Source organism: Streptomyces sp. NPDC028308, assembly GCF_055565855.1.
On sequence record NZ_JBVHTO010000003.1, the window covers coordinates 161,256 to 184,094 of the forward strand.

Consider the following 22,839-nt stretch of genomic DNA (forward strand, 5'->3'; position numbering starts at 1 on the left):
GGGCACCTCTCCTTGTGCGGCCGTTGGTGCGTGGCCGTTTTCGCGGAGAGGGCAGGATTCGAACCTGCGTGGGCTTTTTGGGCCCGACCGTGAGATTGCTCTCTGGTCCCCGTTGAGCCGCTCCGGGCACCTCTCCTTGTGCGGCCGTTGGTGCGTGGCCGTTTTCGCGGAGAGGGCAGGATTCGAACCTGCGTGGGCTTTTTGGGCCCGACCGTGAGATCGCTCTCTGGTCCCCGATGAGCCGCTCCGGGCACCTCTCCTTGTGCCGGCTTCCGGTCTCCCGTGCCGTTCACGAGAACAACATTGGCAGGGAGGTCTGACAAAGCGCTGACGTCTCTCTGACTCGGTCGAAGAATTCCCTTCCGGTCTTTTCCCGCGCCTGCCCTCGATGCTCTACTCGGGACGACGGAAAACGCTCCCGAAAGGGGAAAACAATGACCGTGACCGCCATGGAGAACCCCGTTCTCAAGGCGATACGCACCCATACGTCAAGCGAGAACCCCAGTGCGTTCCTGGCCCTCAACAGCGGAAACGACGTCTTCACACTGCCCGGTGCCGACGGCGTCGTCGTGTACCGCCGCACGGGCCGGTTCGCCGTCCAGTTCGGCGGCCCCTTCGCCGCCCCCGACGACTACGACCCCCTCCTTGAGGCCTTCCGCCGGCACGTCCGCGAGGAGGGCCGCACCCTGGTCGGCATCCAGCTCCAGCGCGCCGACGCCGAGCACTACGCCCGCCGCGGCTTCACCGTCAACCAGGTCGGCGCCTCCTGGGCCGTCGGCCTGCGGGACTTCACGCTGCGCGGCACCCGCTTCATGCAACTGCGCAACAAGATCTCCCGGGCCCGCCGCAACGGCCTGGTCGTCCAGGAGGTCTCCGCCGACGACTGGCAGGACGCGATCGCCGCCATCGACCGGGCCTGGCTCGGCTCCAAGGGCGGTGCCCAGCAACTGGAGTTCCTGGTCGGCCAGATCGGCGGACCGGCCCAGGCACACCGCCGGCTGTTCACCGGCACCATCGACGGCAACCCCGTGGCGTACATCTCCTACTCGCCGGTGTACGGCGGCCGGGCCGGCTGGATGCACGATCTGAGCCGGCGCGTCCCGGACGGCTCCCCGGGACTGATGGAGGCCATCAACGCGACCGCCGTCGAGGTGTTCCGGTCGGAGGGCGTCGAGTGGCTGCACTTCGGCTTCACCCCGTTCACCGGGCTCGACGCCGACCACGAGATCGACGGCCACAGCCCGGCGTTCCAGTGGCTGATGCACGCCCTGTGGGCCGAGGGGGCCGCGCTGTACCCGGCGCAGACCCAGCTGTCGTACAAGCAGAAGTGGGCTCCGGACGTGGTCATCCCGGAGTACGTCGCCTTCGACGGCCCGCAGGCCTCTCTGGCGTCCTTCGCCCACGTCTTCCGCGCCTGCAAGGCGTTCTGACGATCCGTCATCCAGCAGGCCCGCAGTGGGGAGCTCCGTCCGACCGTGCCCGCGGCGGGGCGCGGCGTCGCGGGTCACCCTCCCCGCACCGCCCTCACGCACCACCCGTCTTCCGGAACAGGAGAACCAGCGATGAGTGACAACGGACCCGACACCAGCACCGAAGTCCTCCAGCACACCGTGGTCGAGCGGCTGATGGCCGTCATCGGCGCGCCCGACGACGAGGACGTGGCGCGCGACGCGGACGCCGCCGTCCTGGCGCTCGACGAACGGTTGCGCGCCGAGTCCGCCGCCTGACGGCCCCCGCCGATCAGACCGGCATCAGTGGCACATCAGCGCGGGGCAGCACGCTGGACACGTGTTCGTCCGGTGGTCCTTTGGCGGAGTACCGCAGTGTGCTCCGGCGTTCCCGGACCGCCGGGCGGGCACGCCGCGCGTTCCCGACCGCCCGCGGGAGCACGGCCGACTCGCGGCGCCCGCAGGTCCGCGGGGCAGCGGCGCCGCCGCCCGAACCGGGCACTTCTCCCAAGGAGAGCAACGCATGCAGCGTCCGCACACACAAGAAGCCGGGGTAGCCGCCGCCTCCGCGGCCGGCCCGCGCACCGGCGCCTCGGCGACGTTCGCCGAGCTACTCAAACGCGTCAAAGCGGAAGGTCTCCTCGACCTCGACCCGCGCTACTACGTGGGCCGTCTCGCGCTCAACACCACCCTGCTGCTGATCGGATTCGCCGCGTTCTTCGCCCTGGGCGACTCCTGGTGGCAGCTCCTGACGGCCCTGTGGATGGGGCTGTGCGGCGGCCAGTCGGCGTTCATGTGGCACGACGCCGGACACAAGGCCATGTTCCGCAGCAAGAAGGCCGCCTCCGCCGTCGGCTACATCCACGCCAACCTCGTCAACGGGGTCAGCTACGGCTGGTGGGTCAACCACCACAACCGGCACCACAGCAACCCCAACCACCTCGACAAGGACCCGGACATCGGCCGGCGCACCGTCATCTTCGACGTCAAGCAGTACCCCAGCCGGCGGGGCACGCAGAAGTTCGTCGTGCGCCACCAGAGCGTGCTGTTCTTCGTGCTGCTCGTCCTGGAGGGCTTCAAGATGCTCCGGACGGCCGTGGTGTCCATCGCGCAGGGCAAGACCAAGCGGCCCGTGCTGGAGTCGTTCCTGATCGTGCTGCGCGCCGCGGTCTACTGCGCCCTGGTCTTCACGGTGCTCTCGCCGGTCCTCGCCGTCGCGTTCATCCTCGTGCAGCACGCCGCCCTGGGCGTCTACTTCGGCATGATCTTCGCCCCGAACCACAAGGGCATGGACGTCCGCGACGGCGAGGAGGAGACCCTGGACTGGCTGGAGCGCCAGGTCCTCACCTCCCGCAACATCCGCCCGAACCCGGTGGTCGACTTCCTCTACGGCGGCCTCAACTACCAGGTCGAGCACCATCTGTTCCCGGCCATGCCGCAGAAGCACCTGGCGCGCGCCCGGGAACTGACCCGCGCCTACTGCGCCGAGCGCGGGGTGCCGTACCACGAGGTCGGCTTCTGGGCGTCCTACCGGGAGGTCGCCTCCTTCCTGCACGAGGTCAGTGAGCCGGTGCGGGCCGGGACCGTGGAGGAGGAGATCAGGCGCCGGGCGACCCAGGCGGCCTGACCGGCCCGCGCCCTCGGTCACCGCCGGTCCGGGACCCCCCCCCACGCTCCGGTCCCGCACCGCCCCCGCACCCCCACTTGTCCACAGCCCCGGCCCCCGGGCCGCACGCCCGGGCCCGCCGTCGGCCCGGGCGGTTCCCTCACCGGAGTCCCTGAGAACCAGGAGTCCAAGGAGAGCCTCCCCATGTCCCAGACCACCACGGTGGCGGGCGGTGTCACCGCTCCCGCCGCGATCGGGGTCCGCCTGGACCGCATGCCGATCACCCCGATGCACCGAAGACTCACCATGGTCATCGGCATCGGTCTGCTCTTCGACACGTTCGAGAACAACCTCTCGGGCACCATCGCCAAAGTGCTCCAGAGCGACTTCGCCTTCGGGGCGACCGAGCTCAAACTCGTCCTGGCCTCGGTGTTCATCGGCCAGTTCATCGGCTCGCTGGTGCTCGGCCGGATCGCCGACCGGTTCGGCCGGCGCCGGGCCTTCCTGATCAACCTCGCCATCTACTCGGGCTTCTCCCTGCTGGGCGCCTTCTCGCCGAACGCCGCCTGGCTGATCGTCACCCGCTTCATGGCCGGCATCGGCATCGGTGCCGAACAGGTGCTGTCCGACTGCTATCTGGCCGACGTGCTGCCCGCCAAGCGGCGCGGCCGGTACATCGCCTGGGCCTACACCGTCGCTTTCTGCGGGGTGCCCGCCGTCGGCTTCGCCGCGCTGTGGCTGGTGCCCCTGTCCCCACTGGGCATCGCCGGCTGGCGCTGGCTGTTCGTGATCGGGGCGCTGGGCTCCGCCGTGGTGTGGGTGCTGCGCCGCCGGCTGATCGAGTCGCCGAGGTGGCTGGCCGCCCAGGGCCGCACGGAGGAGGCCGAGCTGCTGGTGGCCGAGATGGAGAAGCAGGCCCACCCGGACCGTCCCGCGACGGTGCGCCCGGTGGCCGTGGACACCGCCGGACCGGTGGAACCGGCCGCGGTGCGCCACCGTGTGCGCGACGTGTTCGGCCGCGGCATGCGGCGCCGCACGGTGGTGCTGTGGATCTTCTGCGTGCTGTCCGTGGTCGGCTACTACGGTTTCGGCACGCTGGCGCCCCAGATCGTGGCGGCCAAGGGCTACGGCCTCGTCGCGGGCATCGGCTTCACCGCGCTGTCCTTCCTGGGCTACCCGGTCGGTTCCGCGCTGGCCCTGCCGATCGTCGACCGGTTCGAGCGCCGGACGCTGGTCGCCGCCTCCGCGGCGGCGATGATGGTCGCCGGCCTCGGTTTCGCCTACGCCGGATCCCCCGCGCTCATCGTGGCGTTCGGCTTCGTCTACACCCTGTGCAGCAACGTCTTCTCCAGCGTCTCGCACGTCTATCTCTCCGAGCAGTATCCGACCGCGATCCGCGCCACCGCGTCCGGCGCCGCCTACTCGCTGTCCAAACTCAGCGCTGCCGCACTGCCGTTCGTCCTGCTGCCGGTCCTGGACGCGCACGGCCCCGGTGCCCTGTTCGGGGTCATCGCCGCGGCGATGGCGGCCCTGGCGGCGACCGTCCTGCTGCTGGGCGAGCGCACCACCGGGGCCCCGGTCGACGGCGTCCCCGGCCACCCGACCACCCCCGTGACGAAGAGGAGCTGACGATGGCCTACGTCATCGCCCTGCCCTGTGTCGACGTCAAGGACCGCTCCTGCGTCGACGAATGCCCCGTGGACTGCATCTACGAGGGCCGCCGGGCCCTGTACATCCACCCCGACGAATGCGTCGACTGCGGCGCCTGCGAACCCGTCTGCCCCGTCGAGGCGATCTGCTTCGAGGACGACGTGCCCGCCGAGTGGGGCGACCACACCGCCTCCAACGCCGACTTCTTCGCCGCCTTGGGCTCGCCCGGCGGCGCCGCCGCACTCGGCGCCCTCGGCCACGACTCCCCGCTGGTGCGGGCCCTGCCCGAGGCGGTGACCCGGGCATGAGCGGACTTCTTGCCGGCAAGCGGATCCTGGTGACCGGGGTCGTCACGGACGCGTCCATCGCCTTCCACACGGCCCGCATCGCCCAGGAGGAGGGTGCCGAGGTCATCCTCACCGGCTTCGGGCGCCTCTCCCTGATCGAGCGCGTCGCCGGACGGCTGCCGAAGCCGGCCCCGGTGCTCGAACTCGACGTCACCGACCAGCGGCAACTGGACGGCCTCGGCGACCGGATCCGCGAGCACACCGACACCCTGGACGGACTGGTGCACTCCATCGCCTACGGGCCGCGGGGCGCCTTCTCCTTCCTGGACGGCGACTGGAACGACGTGTCGACCGCCGTGCACGTGTCGGCGTACTCCCTGAAGTCGCTGACCACGGCCTGCCTGCCGCTGATGGAGCGGCGCGGTGGCTCGGTGGTCGGGCTGACCTTCGACGCCGCGGTCGCCTGGCCGCGCTACGACTGGATGGGCGTCGCGAAGGCCGCCCTGGAATCGACCAGCCGCTACCTCGCCCGGGACCTGGGCGGCCGCGGCGTCCGCTGCAACCTCGTCGCGGCGGGACCGCTGCGCTCCATGGCGGCCAAGTCCATCCCCGGGTTCGCCGACCTCGCCGGGGTCTGGGAGCACCGGGCCCCGGCGGGCTGGGACCCCACCGACCCGGACCCGGCGGCCCGCGGGGTCGTCGCCCTGCTCTCGGACTTCTTCCCGCGCACCACGGGGGAGATCGTGCACGTCGACGGAGGGGTGCACATGATGGGCGTCTGAGCCCCGGGACGGGCGCGGCGAAAGGGGCGGGAGCGGGTCGCGGACCCGGCTCCCGCCCCTTCCGCGGTGGCGCCCCCGGCGCCTACGCGGTGTCCCCGCCCGGCAGGATCCGGCGGAAGCCGGTGTACGGGACGAGGGCCTCGGGCAGTACCACCGAGCCGTCCTCCCGCACGCCCTGCTCCAGCAGCGCGGCGACCGTGCGGCCGATCGGCAGCGCAGAGCCGTTCAGCGTGACCGCCGGAGTCCTGCTCCCGTCGGGCCGCTTGACGCGGATGTCCGCGCGACGCGCCTGGAAGGTGCCGCAGTCGGAGACCGACGAGATCTCCCGGTAGGAGCCGCTGCCCGGCAGCCACACCTCGACGTCGTAGGTCATCCGGGCGGAGAACCCGAGGTCGCCGGCCGGCAGCAGCACCACGCGGTGCGCCAGTTCCAGGCGCTTCAGGCACTCCTCCGCGTGACTCACCATGAGTTCGAGCTGCTTCGGGGCGTCCTCGGGGGCGCAGACGCGCACCAGCTCCACCTTCTCGAACTGGTGCAGCCGCAGGATGCCGCGGGTGTCCCGGCCGTACGCCCCGGCCTCCGCACGGAAGCACGGCGTGCAGGCGGTGAAGGCCAGCGGCAGCGAGCGGGAGTCCAGGAGCCGGCCGGCCACCAGGTTGGTCAGCGGGACCTCTGCGGTGGGGATCAGGAACAGTTCCCGCCCACCGACCTGGGTGCGGAACAGGTCGTCCTCGAACTTGGGCAGCTGCCCGGTCCCGGTCATGGTGTCGCGGTCGACCAGGAACGGCACCGACTGCTCGGTGTAGCCGTGCTCGCGGGTGTGCAGGTCGAGGAGGAAGTCGCGCAGGGCCCGCTCCAGTCGTGCTCCGGCCCCGCGGACGACGGCGAAGCGGGCACCGGACAGCCGGGCCGCGGCTGGGCCGTCGAGGATGCCGAGGGACTCCCCGATGTCGGCGTGGTGGCGGGCGCCGTCCGCCGGACGCGGAGCGGGACCGCCCCGGCGTATCTCCACGGCCTCCTTCTCCGAGTCGCCGTCCGGGACCGCGTCCAGGGGGATGTTGGGGACGGAGAGCACCAGCTCGGTCAGGTGTGCCGCGGCCGTGCGGGCGGCGGCCTCGGCCCGCTGCACCTCGGCCCGCAGCGCCCGGGCGGACGCCTTCTCCTCCTCGGTCGGTGGGCCGGAGCGGCGGGCCCTGGACGTGCGGTTCAGCTCGGTGCGCAGCCGGGTCACCTCCGCCTGCGCGCCGTTGCGCTCGCGCAGGGCGTCGGCCAGCGCGGCCGGGTCGAGGTCGTGGCGGCGGCGGGCCAGCCGCCGTACGGCCTGCGGCCCGTCCTTCAGCAGTTCTTGGGGATCGTGCACGGTGGACTCCTGACGTGGGGCGGGATGGGGTGGCCCGCGGGCGGGCGGGGTGGCGCCGTGCGGCCGGGTGCCGCACGGGAACAGCCGCCCGGCGGAGGTGCTCCGCGGGCGGCTGCCGGTGCGTGGCCGCGCCGTTCAGGCCGGGGCGATGGCCAGTGCCGTGTTCTGGCCGCCGAAGCCCAGGGAGTTGCTCAGGGCGAGATCGATGGGCATGTAGGTGGCGGCCTGCGCGAGTTTGATGTCGATCCTGGAGTCGGGCATGACGAGGTTGGCGGTGGGGGGCACGAGTTCGTGCTCGACGCTCAGCACGGTGAAGGCGGCCTCGACCGCCCCGGCCGCGCCGAGCAGGTGTCCGGTGACTCCCTTCGTGGATGTGACCAGCGGGTCCCCGCGCAGCGTCCGGCCGATCATGCGGGCTTCCGCCAGGTCGTTCAGCGGTGTCGACGTGCCGTGGGCGTTGACGTGCTGGACGTCGTCCGGGTCCGCGCCCGCGTCGGCCAGCGCGGCTCGGACGGCGGCCTCGATGCCCGCGCCGTCGGGGTGCGGCGACGTCATGTGGTGGGCGTCGGCGGTGGCGCCGTAGCCGATGATCCGGCCGTGCACATGGGCGCCGCGGGCGCGGGCGTCCGCCACCCGTTCCATGACGAGGATGCCGGCGCCCTCCCCGGCGACGAAGCCGTCCCGGTCGGCGTCGAACGGCCGGGACGCGGAGGCCGGGTCGTCGTGCCGTCTCGACAGCGCCCCCATCTGGGCGAAGCCGGCCATGACCAGTGGGGTGACCATGGCCTCGCTGCCGCCCGCGAGGACGATGTCGCAGCGGCCGAGGGCGAGCAGGTCCCGGGCCGTGCCGATGGCGGTCGCGCCCGAGGCGCAGGCGGTGGCCACCACCAGGTTGGGCCCGGTCGCCCCGAACTCGATGGCCGTCTGCCCGGCCAGCATGTTCGGCAGCTGCATGGGCAGCAGCAGCGGCGAGACCCGGTCGGCGCCCTGCTCGCGCAGCACGTGGTGCTGTTCCTCGACGGTTCCCGGGCCGCCGTCTGCGCAGCCCAGCACCACACCCACCCGCGCCCCGTCCCAGCTCTGCGGATCCAGGCCCGCGTCGGCCACCGCCTCGTGCGCGGCGACCAGCGCGAACTGGACGAACCGGTCCAGGCGGTGGGCCCGCCGTGCGCTCAGCAGGAGCTCGGGGTCGAAGTCGGGCACCCGGCAGGAGATACGTACGGGGTTATCCGTCAGCAGCGGATCGAGGGCGGCGGCCGGCCTGCCGTCGCAGACCGCCGCCCAGCTCGGCCCGACCCCGATACCACCCGGGGTGACCAGGCCGAGCCCGGTGACGGCGATGTCCATGCCGGCCATCAGACCTTCGCACTCCGCTCCTCCATCAGCCGGACCATGTCGGCCACGGTCTCCGCCTCGAGCAGGTCGTCGTCGCTGACGTCCAGGCCCAGCTCGGACTTCAGCAGCAGCGACAGCTCCACCACGGCCAGCGAGTCCAGCTCGATGTCCTCGCGGGTGGCCTCCGGGGTGATGGCCTCGGGAGACACCTTGAGCTTGTTGGACAGGATTTCCTTGAGCTGCTCCAGCATGTCGGTTCCTTTCGACAGTTCTCTCGAAGGCGCAAGCGCCCGTTCTCCGCTGTGTCGGACAGCGCTTGTGGGAGGGGCCGGCCCGGGCCCCCGTGTGTGACGGAACGTCAGATGGTCTGCACCTCGGGCCAGACCAGCGTGGTCGCGCCCCATGACAGCCCGCCGCCGAACGCGGTCAGCAGCAGCCGGTGCCCGGCGGTGAGCCGTCCGTCCGCCGCGCTCTCGGCCAGCAGCAGCGGCAGGGAGGCGGCGCCGGTGTTGCCGACCTGCGCGATGTTGCTCAGCCGCCGTTCGCCGGGGATGCCGAGCCGCTCCGAGACCGCATCCATGATGCGGGCGTTGGCCTGGTGCGCGGCGAACCGGTCGACGTCGCACGGCTGCCAGCCGGCCCGCTCGGCCGCCTCGGTGGAGGTGGCGGTCATCCGCTCCACCGCGTGTCGGTAGGTGTCGCGGCCCACCATCTGGAAGAAGCGGTCCTCCGGAGCGGGCTCCCGGCCGGACGACCGCTGCCGCGACCCTCCGGCCGGCACCTCGATCAGATGGCTCAGCCCGCCGTCGCTGCCCAGCACGAGCGGGCCGACCGCGCCCGGCTCCTCGGGGGAGCCGGCCCGCAGCAGCACCGCGCCCGCGCCGTCCGCGAAGATCACCGCCGTGGTGCGGTCCTCGGGGTTGATGATCGTCGTGAACGCGTCCGCGGCGATCAGCAGCACCCGGTCCGTCACTCCGGCGGCGATCAGGCCCGCCGAGCTGGCCAGGCCGTACAGGAAGCCGGAGCAGACGGCGGCCACGTCGAAGGCGGGCACCTCGCCGAGTCCGAGCCGCGCCGCGACCTGCGGCGCGGTGGCCGGGCACGGCTGGTCCGGGGTGGTGGTGGCCAGCACCACCGCGCCCGCCCGTTCGTCTCCCGCCGACTTCAAGGCCCGCAGGCCCGCCTCGACCGCCAGGTCGCTGGTCGCCGTGCCCGGGGCGACCACACGGCGCCGGGCGATCCCGGTGCGCGAGCGGATCCAGTCGTCCGAGGTGTCCAGCCGCCGGGCCAGGTCCTCGTTGGTGACCACGTCGGGCGGGACGTACGACCCGATCCCGCAGACCACGGCGGCCCGTCCGGTGCTCACGCGCCCGGTCCCGGACTGCTGAGGACCTCCAGGGGCAGACCCATGTAGGCCATCCGAGCCTCGGCCATCTCGTCGGTCCACCGCTCGGCCATGTCGTAGCGCTGCTCGGGAGTGGTGTCGAGCATCCGCACGCCGGGCCAGATCTCGTAGTCGCCGATCCGGTCGGCGTGCCGGAGCATGCCCTCCTGGAACAGCTCCTCGCGGTGGATCACGAACTCCCGGTCGGGGATCTCGTCCCACAGCCGCACGCCGGCCCGCAGGATCTCCAGCAGGCGCGGACGGTACTCGGGGTGCGCGGCCACGTGGTCGCGCAGGATGGTGCTGGCCACCGTCAGATGGCGGATCTCGTCGATCGCGGTGCCGCGGGAGATCTCGCCGGTGGCCGGGGACAGGGGAGTCCACTTGCGTTCGCTCAGCTCGGCGGCCGGCGCCAGCACGCCCTCGATGACGATGGCGAACACGGCGACACCGCCGGGGAAGTCGGCCTGGTCCCGGACGATGTCGAGGGTGAAGTCGACCACCGGGTCCAGCACCCGGGCGCGGTAGTCCCGGGCCATCTCGTCGATGCTCTTCAGGAGCGTGTCGGCCGGGATGCCGAGCTCCACCAGGTGGTTGCGGAACACCCGGGCGTGCCGTGCCTCGTCGAGCAGCTGGGTGGCGTAGAACTCCATCTCGGGGATGCCGGGAGCGATCGACACGTAGTGGCCGAGCAGCCGGGTGGCCAGCTCCTCGGACAGCCCACGCAGACCGAACTCCAGCACCAGAGCCTCGCGCAGCGGGCCCGGCTCCTTCAGGAAGTCCGGGACGATCGCGTCGTCGTGGTGGCCGGTCACGCCGCGGTCGCGCAGCGTGCCCTGGGCCACCGAGGTGATCCAGTAGGCGAGGTCGCACTCCTCGGGGCCGAGGGTGAGTTCCTTCGCCCCGTCCAGCAGACCGGGCGCCTTGTCCCAGTCCGCCTCGGGGGCCACGAATACCTTGGACTGCGTCATGACGCGGCGGCCTCCTTCACCGGATGCAGGGTGCCGGCGTGCAGGTGGCCGGCGTAGCTCAGCAGGGGGAGCCCTTCGTCCGCCCTGGCGCGCACGACATGGCCGAGCAGCAGCTCGCTGTCGCCCGCGGCGTGGGCGGAGTGGAAGCGGCAGGTGTAGTAGGCGAGCGCGCCCGCGATGAGCGGGGCCTGCGCGTACGGGTCCGCCGTCCAGGGCAGGCCCGCGAACTGGGCGCTGCCGTCGGGGCGCCCGCTGTCGGCGAACCGGCGGGCCACCTCCGCCTGGTCACCCCCCAGCACGTTGATCGCGAACCGGCCCTCGGCGGCGGCCCGCCGCGCGAAGGACGACCCGGCCCGCAGCACGACGCCGACGAGGAGCGGCTCGCGCGAGACCAGGGTGACGGTGCTCGCGGTGGTGCCGTGCATCCGGCTCTCCGGCCCGGTGGTCAGCACCGACACGGGGGACGCCAGGTGGTAGAGCGCCCGGCGCCGTTCGGCCGGGTCCTGGCGGACGGGCCGGCGTGTGCGCGGGCCGGTCGCGGTCGCGGTGCTCATCGCAGCGCCTCCGCCTGCCGGGCCGCGGACTCTCCGGCCGCGGCGGCCTGAGCGGGGGCCTCCTGCGCCGCGGCGGCGTCCGCCCGCGGCGCAGGCACCGGCTTGCGGACCGGGACGTGCCCGACCGGCACCGGGTCCGTCACATGCCCGACCGGCTTGGGGTGCGGCAGGCCCAGGTCGTCCAGGAGCCTCAGGTAGCCGGGCTGGCGGACCGGCTCGAAGGGCAGCGCGAAGGACTTCATGAAGTTGCCGAACAGCCCGCGGTCGCCGAAGAGGTGGAAGGGCAGCACCAGCAGCGCCCACTCCGGCTTCACCAGCCAGCACCACAGCGCGGCCACGGCGGCCTGGGTGATGAGGCTGTGCATCACGTTGTACAGGACGTAGTACGCCTTGTGGATCGGCCGGCCGCCACTGCGCCGGAACGCGATCGCGCCCGGTATGTAGCCGATCAGGTCGATGTAGAGGAAGAGGGCGATGGCCGGCAGCCAGCGGATCTCGCCGAAGTGGGCGATCATCAGGCCGGTGGTGACGGCGAAGCCCACCAGGTACTCGGCGCGGTGCAGCGAGTACGTGCGCGGTGTCTCGAACGGGTTTGCCTGGTCCATGGTCAGCAGCTCCCTGATGCGCTAGGCGCCGAGCGCGGCGGACGGGGTGAGTTCGATGCCGCCGCCGATGCGCACGGCGGGGAAGAGACCGGTCAGCGCCCAGGCCACGGTCTCCTTGATGACCCGCTCGGCGATCGGGTCGAGGATGCCCTCCAGACTCGGGATGCCGAAGTCGAAGTCGGCGTCGAAGCGGACCGCGACGTCGTCGCCGTCCTGAGTCACCGACCAGGTCCCCGAGAAGGAGTCGAAGTCCCCGTCGGACTGCTCGAAGCGGATCTCGCCCTGCTCCGGCAGCACGGTGTCGTCCTCGGTCCAGCGCAGCAGGCCGCTGCGGAAGTGCAGCTCCCAGCTGGAGGAGGCGGCGGGGTCGGGGTAGGCGGCGTGCACCGTGGTCGCGTTGACATGGGGCGCCAGGTCCGGGTACCGCTCCCAGCGCCGTACGGCGTGCAGGACCGACTCGGCCTGCTCCCCGGGTATCAGGGCATCGAGTTCGACGTGCCTCACGATCAGTTACCGCCTTCCGGCATCTTGGCCGCGCCCCGTACGAGGTCGCGGGTGGCCAGGTCGAAGGAGTTGAGGAGGAAGTCCACGTCGGTGTCGCCGAGCACGGCGGGCGGGGTGAACCGCACCACCGAGCTGCCGTTCATCGAATGGTTGGCGACCACGCCGTGGTTGAACAGTTCGATCAGCAGCTCGCCGGCCAGCCCGGCCTCGACGAGCTCGACGCCGATCAGCAGGCCCCGGCCGCGCACGTCCACCACGAGGTCGGGGATGTTGCGGCGCGCGATCTCGGTGATCGCCGGCAGCAGCCGGGCGCCGAGGTCCAGCGCCCTGGTGACCAGGCGCTCCTCCTTCACGGCCCGGATGGCGCCCTGGACCGCGGCCATCAGCACCGGCTGGCCGGAGAACGTGGCGGTGTGGACGTAGGGGTCCTTGTCGAAGGGACGGAAGGCCTTGCGGGTGGCGACGGCCGCCGAGACCGGCATCACCCCGCCGCCGAGCGCCTTGCCGGCGAGCAGGACGTCCGGGAGGACGCCCTCGATGTCGGCGCCCCACCACTCGCCGAGCCGGCCGAAGCCGGACTGCACCTCGTCGAGGATCAGGAAGCCGTCGTACTCGCGCACCAGCGCCTCGACGCGCTTGAGGTAGCCCTTCGGCGGGATGATCACGCCGCCCTCGCCCTGGACCGGTTCGAGGATGACGCACACCTCGCCCGGGTGGGCGGCGAGTTCCGCCTCCAGGGCGTCGGCGTCACCGAAGGGCAGGTGCAGGAAGTCGGGCACCAGCGGGCGAAACGGCCGCTGGTAGACCTCCTTGGCGGTGGCCGACAGCGCACCGAGGGTCTTGCCGTGGTAGCCGCCGCGCATGGAGACCGTGCGCTTGAAGCCGCCCGCGCGGGCCAGCTTCAGGCCGGTCTCCACCGCCTCGGCCCCCGACAGCGCGAAGTGCACCCTGTCCAGGCCGGGCGGCAGCACCGAGACCAGTGCCTCGGCCGCGCGGGCCACGGTGGGCTCCAGCAGGATGCGGGTCGCGGTGGGGTGCGTGCGCAGCTGGCGCTCCACCTCCTCCATCACGATCGGGTGGCGGGCGCCCATGAGGAATACGCCGTAGCCACCGGCGTTGAGGAAGCGCTCACCGTCGCTGGTGGTGAGCCAGGCGCCCTCGGACGCCACCTCCATGTGGCTGCCGAACAGCTCGGCCAGCGTGGCCCGGCCCTTGCTCAGATGCGCGCGGTACAGGCCGAGGACCTCTGCCTCGGCGTCGGCGGACGAAGCCGCCGGGGATTCCTGTATGACGGTCACGTGTGGCTCACTCCAAGGGATCGTGGGGTCGTGCGGACAGGCCCTAGGCGAGGACCAGCTCGCCGCCGTCGAACCAGCGCAGCAGCGGCTCGGCGGCGGCGGCGCGCGACGGCGGGTGGAAGGCGAGGGCCCGCAGCGCCGCCGCGGCCTGTGCCGGACCGGAGCCGCTGATGAAGTCCATGCCGCCCAGCAGCTCCAGGGCGCGGGAGGCGATGTCGGGCAGGGCGTTCTGCACGGCGTACCGGGCCACCAGTACGCGGGCCACCGACTCCTCGTCACCGGGCTCCGGGCCTGTCGCCCGCGCGACGTTCTCCAGCAGCGCGACCGCCGCCTCCATGTCCACGGCGAGGGAGGCCCGCTCGGCCGCACTGCCGCGCTCGCGCTCCAGCACCTGCTCCACCAGCGCCAGCGCACCGCCCGCGTACCCGGCGGAGATCAGCAGCTCGAACCAGACGAACCCGGCCGACTGGAGGTCGTCGAGGCGGTGCGGGTCGTCGGCGCCGGCCCGCACGACCATGCCGGCGGGCACGAACACGTCCTCCAGCCGCACCTCTTCGCTCTCCGCGCCCGCCAGCAGGTCGTTACCCCAGTACGGGTGCACGGTCAGGCCGGACGCGTCGGCCGGCACCAGGGCGAGCGCCAGCTCCGGCTCGCCGTCGTCGCCGTGGATGGCGACGCTCGCCGTGAGCAGGCTCATCGAACGGGACAGGCTGCACGGCTTCTTGGCGCCGGTGAGCAGGAATCCGTCGCGCACCGGGCGGGCGGTCACGGCCGGCTTGAGGATGTTCTGCGCCGTCCGGCCCTCGGCCCAGCCGGACGCCATCACCTGCTGGTCGGGCACGATCCGGCGCAGCAGGGCCGTCTGCTCGTCGGTCAGCCGGCCCTCCTTCACGGCCAGCGAGTACAGCATGGCGATGGTGAAGTGGTGCATCGAAACGGCCGCCACCAGCGACGGGGACACGGCGCCCAGGGCCAGCTGGACCCGCAGCGCGTCCAGGGCGTCGGCGCCGTGGCCCCCGTACTCCTCGGGGATCAGCAGACCGACCCCGCCGTGGATGCGGAACAGGTCGATCACGGGGCTGCCCGGCCGTTCTCGGTCGGTGTACGGGATCTGGTCCAGCTCCTTGAGCAGACCGGGGTGGAAGCGCTCGCAGACGGAGCGGGCGAGGTCGAGGGAACGCAACGGAAGCCTCCAGCGGTAACGGCGGGGTTCAGGGGTGGATGGCGGTCAGGCGCCGAACACCGCGTCGTACGGGCTGACGCCGCGGGCGATGCTGACGCCCTGCACGTGGGAGGTCTTGAGCATCGGGTAGTTGGCCTCGCCGAAGGCGCCGCCGGTGCGGCCGGTGCCGCCGTGGCTGGGCAGGTAGGGCAGGAAGCCGATGTGGGAGTCGTTGACCTTCAGCAGGCCGCCGTTGACGACCCGCCGCACGAAGGTCTCGATGACGTGGTCGGAACGCGACCACAGGGAGTTGCGCAGTCCGTAGTCGTTGCTGTTGACGAAGCGCAGGAACGCCTCCAGGAGGGTGTCGTCGTCCTCCCGCTCGGGGACCACGATCGGCACCAGCGGGAAGAACGTCTCCTCGCGCACCACGTCGTAGGTGCGCGCCCGGTCCAGGCCGTCCACGCGCACCACCGTCGGCTGGAGGAAGACCCCCGTCTCCGAGGGCGTGCCGTCCACTTCGGTGCGGTGGCCGCCGGTGACCAGCTCGGCGCCGTTGTCCAGCGCCTGCCGCAGCAGCCGGAAGAACCGCTCGCTGCGCCGCACCGGCGACAGCAGCACGTCCTCCTCCTCGGGCAGGCCCGGCCGGATGCCCTTGACCTGCTCCTTGACCTCGGCGATCAGGCTGTCCGCGACGTCCGGGTGCACCAGCACGTAGTTGGGCACCATGCAGATCTGGCCGGAGCCGTAGAAGGCCTCGGTGATGGCCTCGGCCGCCCACTTGACGTCGGCGTCCTTCCACACGACGATGCCGTCGTTGCCCGCCAGTTCGAGGATCGGCTTCTTGCCGTGCGCCACGCACTGCTGCTCGAAGCGCAGGCCCTCCTGGCTGCCGCCGATGTAGAAGATGTCGTCGATCAGCGGGTCCGCGATCCAGCGGTCCATGGTCTGCTTGGGGTTGCTGCACACCGCGTTGAGCACCCCGGCCGGCGCGTCCATCTCCTCCAGCAGCGGCGCCACCACGTCCCGCAGGAGCCACATGGTGCTCAGCGCGATGCTGCGCGGTGCCCGCACCACCACCGCGTTGCCGGCCATCAGCGCCAGCACGCACAGGGCGGCGCTCGGCAGGGGCGCGTTCTGCGGCGGGTTGAAGGCCACCACACCGTCGGGCTGGCGGTGCAGCACCAGCGTGCGGCCGGCGTACTCCTTCTCCACCCGCATCTGCTTGGTGTACCAGCGCAGGGAGCCCGGGGAGTAGATCTGAAGCAGGCAGCTCAGCTCCCAGCGGGCCAGCTTGACCGGGTGGGATTCGGCGACCAGCATGCGCAGGAACTCGTCCTGGTGCTTGATGAGTTCCTCGCGGAACCGGGTGCCCAGGCGCATCCGCCGCTCCAGCGGCACGGCCGCCCAGTCGGATGCGGCGGCGGCCGCGGCCTGCGTGGCCAGGTCGATGGACGCGTCGTCCGCGACCGCGCAGCGCCCGACGACGTACGGGTGCCTGGCCGCCTCCGACTCCGGGTCCTGCTCCAGGGCGCGCTTCAGGCTCACGCTGGTGAACACGTCTTCCAGCAGGGACCGGCCGCTGACGGTGTACACCCACCCGTCACCCGCGACGTCCTTGCCCGCGATGTATAGGTCGTAGCTCTTGATATCGGAAGGTGCCTCGGCACTCTCCTCCTGCGCGGCTTCGCGAAGCATCTTCAGCCTTTCACCTGTGGCGAGCGGATTTTTCGAAGCAGTGCGAGCGTGGCAGTGGAATCTGACCCGGCGCTGACAGGGAGCTGATTCAGCCAAGCCGGCCCGGCCGTCCGTCAGTGGGGCGTCAGCCTGCGTTGCTTGCATGACTGCATGCCACCCGTCGACAGCACCGTTCAGCGCCTGCGTGATCTGCCGCGCGCCGAACTCGCCGAAGGAATCGAGTCGATCGTCCTGAAGAAATTCAAGGCGGTTCTCCTCATGGACGAATCCGAGGATCTCCCGCTCGACATCAGCTATTTCGATCTCGGACTCACCTCACTGCGGCTGACCGAGATACGGCAGAGCCTGGAGCGGCTCCTTGATCTCTCCATCAATGTCAGCGTGCTCTTCAACGAGCCGACGGTCGCCCATCTGGTGGACCACTTGACCCAGGCCGTCCAGGACAGTTTTTCTCAGGAAAGCTAAGGAGCCCCTCCATGCCGCGTGCGGAATCCCAGCAGCCGCCCGAGCCGGTCGCGATCGTCGGAATCGGTCTGCGATTCCCCGGCGGCAGCACCTCGCCCGACGAGTTCGACGCCTTCCTGCGGGAGGGGCGCAGCGGGATCGGCCCGATCCCGCAGGACCGGTGGGACGTGGCCGCGTTCACCCCCGAGACCCCCGAGGACAAGGGGAAGATCCACACCACCGCGGGGGGCTTCCTCGACCGCGTGGACCTCTTCGACGCCGCCTTCTTCAACATCTCCCCGAAGGAGGCCCGGTACATGGACCCCCAGCAGCGCCTGCTGCTGGAGACCGCCTGGCAGGCCCTGGAGCACGCCAACATCGACCCGGCCCCGCTGCGCCGCGGCAACGGCGGTGTCTACGTCGGCGCCAGCTCCATCGACTACGCGCTGGAGCTGGAGTCCCTGCCGTACGAGGAGATGGACGGCCACCTGGCCTCCGGCATCACGATGTTCCCGCTGTCCGGCCGGCTGTCGTACTTCCTGGGGTGGCGCGGACCCAGCATGAGCGTCGACACCGCCTGCTCGTCCTCCCTGGTCGCACTGCACCTGGCGGTGCAGGCCCTGCGCTCCGGCGAGACCGACATCGCGCTGTGCGGCGGCGTCAACGCCCTGCACCACCCGCGCATCCCGGTGATGTTCTCCAACGCGCAGATGCTCGCCCCGGACGGGCAGTGCAAGACCTTCGACGAGTCGGCCGACGGCTACGCGCGCGCCGAGGGCTGCGGCGTCCTGGTCCTCAAGCTGCTCTCCGACGCCGAGCGTGACGGCGACCGGGTGCTCGCCCTGGTGCGCGGCACCGCCGTCGGCCAGGACGGCGACAGCGCCGGACTGACCGTGCCCAACGGCCCCGCGCAGGAGAAGGTGATCCGCGCCGCGCTGGCCACCGCCCGCCTCACCCCCGAGGACATCCAGTACGTGGAGGCGCACGGCACCGGCACCCCGCTCGGCGACCCGATCGAGTTCGGCGCCATCGGGGACGTGTTCGCCGAGTCGCACACCGCCGACAACCCCGTGCTCACCGCGTCGGTGAAGACCAACCTGGGCCACATGGAGCCGGCCTCCGGCATCGTCGGCGTCATCAAGACGGTGCTGCAGCTGCGCTCCGGCACCATCTACCCGCACCTGAACCTCACCACCCCGTCCGGGCGCATCCCCTGGGACCTCTACCCGCTGCGCGTGCCGACCGCCTGCGAGCCGTGGCGGGCCGAGGTGCGCCGCGCGGTCGTGAACAGCTTCGGCTTCGCCGGCACCATCGGCGCGGTGGTCCTGGAGCAGGCACCGGAGGCGAGCCCCGCGCCGCAGCCCTCCGGCACGCCCGCCGCCCCGCTGTTCACCCTCTCCGCCAAGAGTTCCGCCGCCCTGCGCGAGCAGGCCGCGAACCACCGGCGGCTGCTCGACGAGCGGCCCGACCTCCCTCTCGACGCCCTCTGCCACACCGCCAACGTCGCCCGCACCCACCACCCCTACCGCGTCGCCGCCCCGGTCGCCGACCGCGCCGCCCTGGCCCGGCTCCTGGACCAGGCGGCCGGCCAGGACCACGAGGGCCCCAGCGGCATCCGCAAGACGGCCTTCATGTTCACCGGCCAGGGCTCCCAGTACGCCGGCATGGGCGCCGCCCTCTACGAGGCCCTCCCGGAGTTCCGCTCCCACGTCGACGCGTGCGACCGGCTGTTCGCGGAGCACCTGGACCGCTCCGTGCGCGACCTGCTGCTCGGCACCGCAGAAGACCCCAAGGCGATCGACCGCACCGAGTACACCCAGCCCGCCCTGTTCACCCTCGAATACGCCCTCGCCCGGCAGTGGATGGCCTGGGGCGTGCGCCCCAACGTGCTCGTCGGGCACAGCATCGGCGAGGTCGTCGCCGCCGCGGTCGCCGGCCTGTTCGGCCTCCCCGACGCCGTGCGGCTGGTCGCCGCGCGGGCCCGGCTGATGCAGGCGGTGCGCGCCGAGGGCGGCATGGCCGCGGTCGCCGCCCCCGCCGAGGACGTCGAGCCGCTCCTGGAGAGCCGCCCCGACCTCGCCCTGGCCGCGGTCAACGCCCCCGACCAGTGCGTCGTCTCCGGCGCCCTCCCCGCCCTGGACGAGGTCTGCGGCATCCTCAAGGAGCGCGGCGTGCGCGTCGACCGGCTCGCGGTCTCGCACGCCTTCCACTCCCCGCAGATGGCCGAGGTCTACGACGACTTCCGCGCCGCACTCGACGGCATCGAGTTCCACGAACCGGCCATCAGCCTGATCTCCAACGTGACCGGACGGCTCGCCCGGTTCCGCGACATCGCCACCCCCGACTACTGGGTGCGGCACATCGGCGAACCCGTGCGCTTCCTGGACGGCATCCGCGCGGTGGCCCGGCGCGGCCGGCACGCCATGATCGAGATCGGCCCGCAGGCCGCGCTGACCGCGCTCGCCCGGCGCGGCGTCGCCGCCGAGGACCACCTGTGGCTGGCCAGCCTGCGCCGCCGGGACCGGACGGCCACCACCACCCTGACCGCACTCGCCGAGTACTACGCCGCCGGACTCACCGTCTCCTGGCCCGGCTACCACGCCGGGCACACCGTGCCGGCCAAGGCGGACCTGCCCACCTACGCCTTCCAGCGCAAGCGCTACTGGCTGCCGGCCGCCGGACCCCGCCGCGCCGCCGCGGGCGGCACCGCCCGCCACCCGCTGCTCGGCACCGAGGAGCGCTTCGCCTCGGGGGTACGGGAGTTCACCGCGGAGTTCACCGCCGAGGACCTCGGCCCGCTCGCCGACCTCGCCGACGGCGGACGCACCACCCTGCCCGCCGGCGCCTACGTCGACCTGCTGTTCGCGGTCCAGGACGCGGTCCGGGGCCACACCCGGTCCGCCGTGCGCGACCTCCGGCTGCTCGCGCCGCTCGACGTTCCCGCCGAGACCAGGACCACCCTGACCACCCGCTGGCGGCCGCTGCCGGGCGGGGGCGCCGAGGTGGCGGTGTTCACGGTCGTCGGCGGGGAGGAGGACGTGCACGCCACGGCGGTCATCGCCGCCGAGCCCGAACCGGTGGTCCCCGTCTCCGAACTGGCCGAACTGGACGCGGGCCTCGCCCCCGCCGGAACGCAGATCGACGACGAGGACATCTACACCGACCTCGCCTCCGTCGGCCGCCCGCACGGCCCCCGGATGCGGCTGCTGCTGCGCGCCGCCCGGCACGCCGACGGCCTCGTCGTCGGGGAGCTGACCGGCCGGAACGCCTCCGCGGTCGAACACGTGCCGGCGGAGCTCGTGGAGGCCGCCGTCCAGGCGTGCGTCGTCCTCGACCCCGAGGGCCCGGTGTTCGTGCCCCACGCCGTCGCCTCGGTCCGCCACTTCCGCAAGCCCCGCGGCGAGGAGCTGCGCGTCCTCGCCCGGGTGCACGGCGACCAGGACCGCCGCACCGCCGACGTGCTGCTCCTGGAGAACGGCGAGCCGGTCGCCGAACTGCTCGGCGTCCGGCTGGCCCGCCCCGAGGGCAGCACCGGCCGCCGCCGGTTCCTGCACCGCCCCGAGTGGGTCCGCCGCGCCCTGCCCGCACCGCGGACCACCGCCCCCGCCCGACACGTCGTCCTGCTCGATCCGTCGCCCGCCCGCGCCGCCGACCTCGCCGGACGGCCCGGCCTGAAGGTCACCCGGGGCGCCGACCTCACCGAACTCAAGGCGGCCCTGGAGGACCCCACCGTCACCGACGTCTGCCGCGTCTGGCGGCAGCTCCCGCAGGCCATGTCCGCCGACCGGCTGCGCGCCGAGTGCGAGGAGAACTACCGCGAGCTGCTCGCCCTGATCTCCGCGCTGGACGCCACGGGCACCCCCCGGCCGCCCCGCCTGTGGCTGGTGACCGAGGGAGCCCAGTGGCTGCCCGGCGACCCGGCCGGCGACGGCGGACACCTGGCCGCCGCCACGCTCTGGGGCTTCGGCCGGGTGCTGCTCACCGAGTACCCCCAGTACCGGGCCACCCTGGTCGACGTCGCCCCCGGCAGCGGCCTGAGCCCGCTGCTGGAGGAGTGGCACGCCGAACCGCCCGGCGAGTACCAGGTCGCCCACCGTCCGGGCCGCCGCTACGTCCGCCGGCTCCTCTCCGGCGACGCGCCGCTCGCCTGGTCCGGCGGCTTCGAACTGCGCGCCCCCGACTCGGGCGACCTGTCCGACCTCGCGCTGGTCGCCGCCACGGACGTGCCCCCGGGGGCCGACGAGGTCCAGATCCGCGTCCGGTCGGTCGGCCTGACCGCCGACGACGCCCGCACCGCCCTGGACACGGGCCGCGCGGAGCGCGAGGAACTGCTCGGCGCGGAGGAGGAGCCCCCGCCGCTGCTCGGCACCGCGGCCACCGGCACGGTCCTGGCCGCGGCCGAGGGCACCGGGTTCGCGCCGGGCGACGACGTCCTCGTACGCCACGACGGCACGTTCCGCTCCACACTCACCGTCCCCGCGGCGGCCGTGGTGCACGCCCGGCCCGCCGAAGAGGACGACGGCGCCCGGCACTTCCGCCTCGACGAGACCGGCGAGGCGCTGCGGACGGCCCTGTCGGACCCCTCGGGACAGTCCTGGGTGACCCTCCCGGACGCCTCCGAGGCGGAGTCCGCCGCCCCCGCCGAGGAGGTCCCGGCCGCCCTGCGCCCGGACCGCACCTACCTCGTCACCGGCGGTCTGGGCGGCCTCGGGCTGGTCACCGCCCGGAAGCTGATCACCCTCGGCGCCCGCCACCTGACGCTGGTCAGCCGCAGCGGACGGCCCACCGAGGAGGCCGTCCCCGTCCTCGCCGACCTTGCCGAGGACGCCGAACTCGACCTGGTCCGGGCGGACATCGGCCGCGCCGAGGACGTGCGGCAGCTGGTACGGCACCTCGCGGCCGGCCCGCACCCGGTGGGCGGGATCGTGCACGCCGCGGGCGCCTACGACAAGAAGCTCATCGCCGAGCTGACCTGGGAGGCCATCGACGCCCAGCTGGAGGCCAAGGCGTACGGCGGCTGGCTGTTGCACGAGGCCGCCCAGTCCTCCTTCCCGGAGCTGGACTTCTTCGTCACCTACTCCTCGATCGCCTCGGTCCTCGGCGGCGCCACTCAGGGCCACTACGCCGCGGCCAGCGCCGCCCTCGACGCCCTCGCCGAGTGGCGCGGCCGGCGGGGCGTGCCCGGCCTGTCGGTGAACTGGGGCGCCTGGGCACGGGTCGGCATGTCGGCCCGCCTGGAGGAGCACCTCAGCCAGGAGATCGAGCGCAGCGGCGTGCGCTTCTTCTCCCCGACCCGCGCCCTGGACACCCTGGCCAGGCTCTGGGGGCGCCCCCGCACCCAGCGGGTGGTCGGCGAGTTCGACTGGGACCGCTACGTCGCGGGCAGCGTCACCGGCGACCTGTTCTACGACCGCCTCGCCCGCAACGCCTCCGACGACGACTCAGGCCTCGACCTCACCGCGCTCGCCGCCCTCCCACCGGCCGAGCGGACCGCCGCCGTGACCGGGGTCGTCCGCGAGAAGGTCGCCGCCGTCCTGCACCTGGAGGAGGGCGACGAACTGAACCCGAACACCGAGTTCGTCTCCCTGGGCCTGGACTCGCTGATGGCCCAGCAGGTCAAGGCCGCCCTGGAGCAGGCGTTCCGGCTGCCCCTGTCGGCCTCGCTCACCCACGACCACCCGACCGTGCGGCAGCTGGCCCAGTTCCTCTGCGGGCAGCTCGAGCCGGCTCCGGCCGCCTGACACGCCCAAG

General features: G+C 72.6%; 19 protein-coding genes and 2 pseudogenes. 8 read left to right on the forward strand and 13 right to left on the reverse strand.

Going from position 1 to position 22,839, the window contains the following annotated elements; genetic code table 11:
* Nucleotides 1-43: 43 nt before the first annotated feature.
* Nucleotides 44-136 (reverse strand): annotated as a pseudogene (locus tag ACZ4VA_RS08370).
* A 31-nt stretch (nucleotides 137-167) separates the two neighbouring features.
* A pseudogene (locus tag ACZ4VA_RS08375) lies at nucleotides 168-260 on the reverse strand.
* Between the two features lie 174 nt (nucleotides 261-434).
* Between ACZ4VA_RS08375 and ACZ4VA_RS08380 the strand changes: the two are divergent.
* The 6 genes from ACZ4VA_RS08380 to fabI all read left to right on the forward strand — a co-directional run bounded on the left by ACZ4VA_RS08380 (nucleotide 435) and on the right by fabI (nucleotide 5,773).
* Nucleotides 435-1,430 (forward strand): DUF2156 domain-containing protein, encoded by a 996-nt coding sequence (locus ACZ4VA_RS08380; protein ID WP_356242037.1) that lies wholly within the window; start codon nucleotides 435-437, stop codon nucleotides 1,428-1,430.
* A gap of 132 nt (nucleotides 1,431-1,562) precedes the next feature.
* Complete coding sequence (locus tag ACZ4VA_RS08385; protein WP_167537461.1) at nucleotides 1,563-1,727, forward strand: hypothetical protein; 165 nt, start codon at nucleotides 1,563-1,565, stop codon at nucleotides 1,725-1,727.
* A gap of 244 nt (nucleotides 1,728-1,971) precedes the next feature.
* Nucleotides 1,972-3,075, forward strand: a complete 1,104-nt coding sequence (locus ACZ4VA_RS08390; protein WP_355782826.1) for a fatty acid desaturase family protein — start codon at nucleotides 1,972-1,974, stop codon at nucleotides 3,073-3,075.
* Nucleotides 3,076-3,258: 183 nt separating this feature from the next.
* On the forward strand, nucleotides 3,259-4,683 hold the full coding sequence (locus ACZ4VA_RS08395; RefSeq protein ID WP_356172899.1) for an MFS transporter: 1,425 nt from the start codon (nucleotides 3,259-3,261) through the stop codon (nucleotides 4,681-4,683).
* Between the two features lie 2 nt (nucleotides 4,684-4,685).
* Nucleotides 4,686-5,012 carry a ferredoxin gene (fdxA, locus tag ACZ4VA_RS08400; protein ID WP_355782820.1) on the forward strand — a complete coding sequence of 109 codons (327 nt, stop codon included), beginning with the start codon at nucleotides 4,686-4,688 and terminating at the stop codon, nucleotides 5,010-5,012.
* Nucleotides 5,009-5,773, forward strand: coding sequence for an enoyl-ACP reductase FabI (gene fabI, locus ACZ4VA_RS08405; protein ID WP_355782817.1), 765 nt, complete (start codon nucleotides 5,009-5,011; stop codon nucleotides 5,771-5,773). Before fdxA ends, fabI begins: the two co-directional genes overlap by 4 nt.
* 82 nt (nucleotides 5,774-5,855) lie before the next feature.
* Here the strand turns inward: fabI and serS are convergent, their stop codons facing one another.
* The 11 genes from serS to ACZ4VA_RS08460 all read right to left on the reverse strand — a co-directional run bounded on the left by serS (nucleotide 5,856) and on the right by ACZ4VA_RS08460 (nucleotide 16,644).
* On the reverse strand, nucleotides 5,856-7,133 hold the full coding sequence (serS, locus tag ACZ4VA_RS08410) for a serine--tRNA ligase (RefSeq protein ID WP_388903261.1): 1,278 nt from the start codon (nucleotides 7,131-7,133) through the stop codon (nucleotides 5,856-5,858).
* A 135-nt stretch (nucleotides 7,134-7,268) separates the two neighbouring features.
* Nucleotides 7,269-8,489, reverse strand: coding sequence for a beta-ketoacyl-[acyl-carrier-protein] synthase family protein (locus tag ACZ4VA_RS08415; protein WP_355780713.1), 1,221 nt, complete (start codon nucleotides 8,487-8,489; stop codon nucleotides 7,269-7,271).
* Nucleotides 8,489-8,719, reverse strand: a complete 231-nt coding sequence (locus ACZ4VA_RS08420; RefSeq protein WP_018888444.1) for an acyl carrier protein — start codon at nucleotides 8,717-8,719, stop codon at nucleotides 8,489-8,491. Before ACZ4VA_RS08420 ends, ACZ4VA_RS08415 begins: the two co-directional genes overlap by 1 nt.
* Nucleotides 8,720-8,826: 107 nt before the next feature.
* On the reverse strand, nucleotides 8,827-9,834 hold the full coding sequence (locus ACZ4VA_RS08425) for a beta-ketoacyl-ACP synthase III (protein ID WP_468080443.1): 1,008 nt from the start codon (nucleotides 9,832-9,834) through the stop codon (nucleotides 8,827-8,829).
* Nucleotides 9,831-10,823 carry a ferritin family protein gene (locus ACZ4VA_RS08430; protein ID WP_030895211.1) on the reverse strand — a complete coding sequence of 331 codons (993 nt, stop codon included), beginning with the start codon at nucleotides 10,821-10,823 and terminating at the stop codon, nucleotides 9,831-9,833. The genes ACZ4VA_RS08425 and ACZ4VA_RS08430 overlap by 4 nt, the downstream gene beginning before the upstream one ends.
* On the reverse strand, nucleotides 10,820-11,377 hold the full coding sequence (locus ACZ4VA_RS08435; RefSeq protein ID WP_468080446.1) for a flavin reductase family protein: 558 nt from the start codon (nucleotides 11,375-11,377) through the stop codon (nucleotides 10,820-10,822). Before ACZ4VA_RS08435 ends, ACZ4VA_RS08430 begins: the two co-directional genes overlap by 4 nt.
* Nucleotides 11,374-11,982 (reverse strand): hypothetical protein, encoded by a 609-nt coding sequence (locus ACZ4VA_RS08440; protein ID WP_356172914.1) that lies wholly within the window; start codon nucleotides 11,980-11,982, stop codon nucleotides 11,374-11,376. The genes ACZ4VA_RS08435 and ACZ4VA_RS08440 overlap by 4 nt, the downstream gene beginning before the upstream one ends.
* A 21-nt stretch (nucleotides 11,983-12,003) precedes the next feature.
* Nucleotides 12,004-12,486, reverse strand: coding sequence for a type II toxin-antitoxin system RatA family toxin (locus ACZ4VA_RS08445; protein WP_355780702.1), 483 nt, complete (start codon nucleotides 12,484-12,486; stop codon nucleotides 12,004-12,006).
* Nucleotides 12,487-12,488: 2 nt separating this feature from the next.
* The gene (locus ACZ4VA_RS08450; RefSeq protein WP_355780699.1) at nucleotides 12,489-13,784 is read right to left on the reverse strand and encodes an aspartate aminotransferase family protein; all 1,296 of its coding nucleotides are present in this window, start codon (nucleotides 13,782-13,784) and stop codon (nucleotides 12,489-12,491) included.
* A 43-nt stretch (nucleotides 13,785-13,827) separates the two neighbouring features.
* Nucleotides 13,828-14,967, reverse strand: coding sequence for an acyl-CoA dehydrogenase family protein (locus ACZ4VA_RS08455; RefSeq protein WP_355780696.1), 1,140 nt, complete (start codon nucleotides 14,965-14,967; stop codon nucleotides 13,828-13,830).
* 45 nt (nucleotides 14,968-15,012) lie between these two features.
* Nucleotides 15,013-16,644: an aldehyde dehydrogenase family protein gene (locus ACZ4VA_RS08460; protein ID WP_355780693.1), complete on the reverse strand. Its 1,632-nt coding sequence runs from the start codon at nucleotides 16,642-16,644 to the stop codon at nucleotides 15,013-15,015.
* A 150-nt stretch (nucleotides 16,645-16,794) separates the two neighbouring features.
* On the opposite strand from ACZ4VA_RS08460, the gene ACZ4VA_RS08465 reads away from it, so the two are divergent.
* Nucleotides 16,795-17,109: an acyl carrier protein gene (locus tag ACZ4VA_RS08465; RefSeq protein ID WP_468080450.1), complete on the forward strand. Its 315-nt coding sequence runs from the start codon at nucleotides 16,795-16,797 to the stop codon at nucleotides 17,107-17,109.
* An 11-nt stretch (nucleotides 17,110-17,120) separates the two neighbouring features.
* Nucleotides 17,121-22,829: a type I polyketide synthase gene (locus ACZ4VA_RS08470; protein ID WP_468080452.1), complete on the forward strand. Its 5,709-nt coding sequence runs from the start codon at nucleotides 17,121-17,123 to the stop codon at nucleotides 22,827-22,829.
* Nucleotides 22,830-22,839 lie beyond the last annotated feature (10 nt).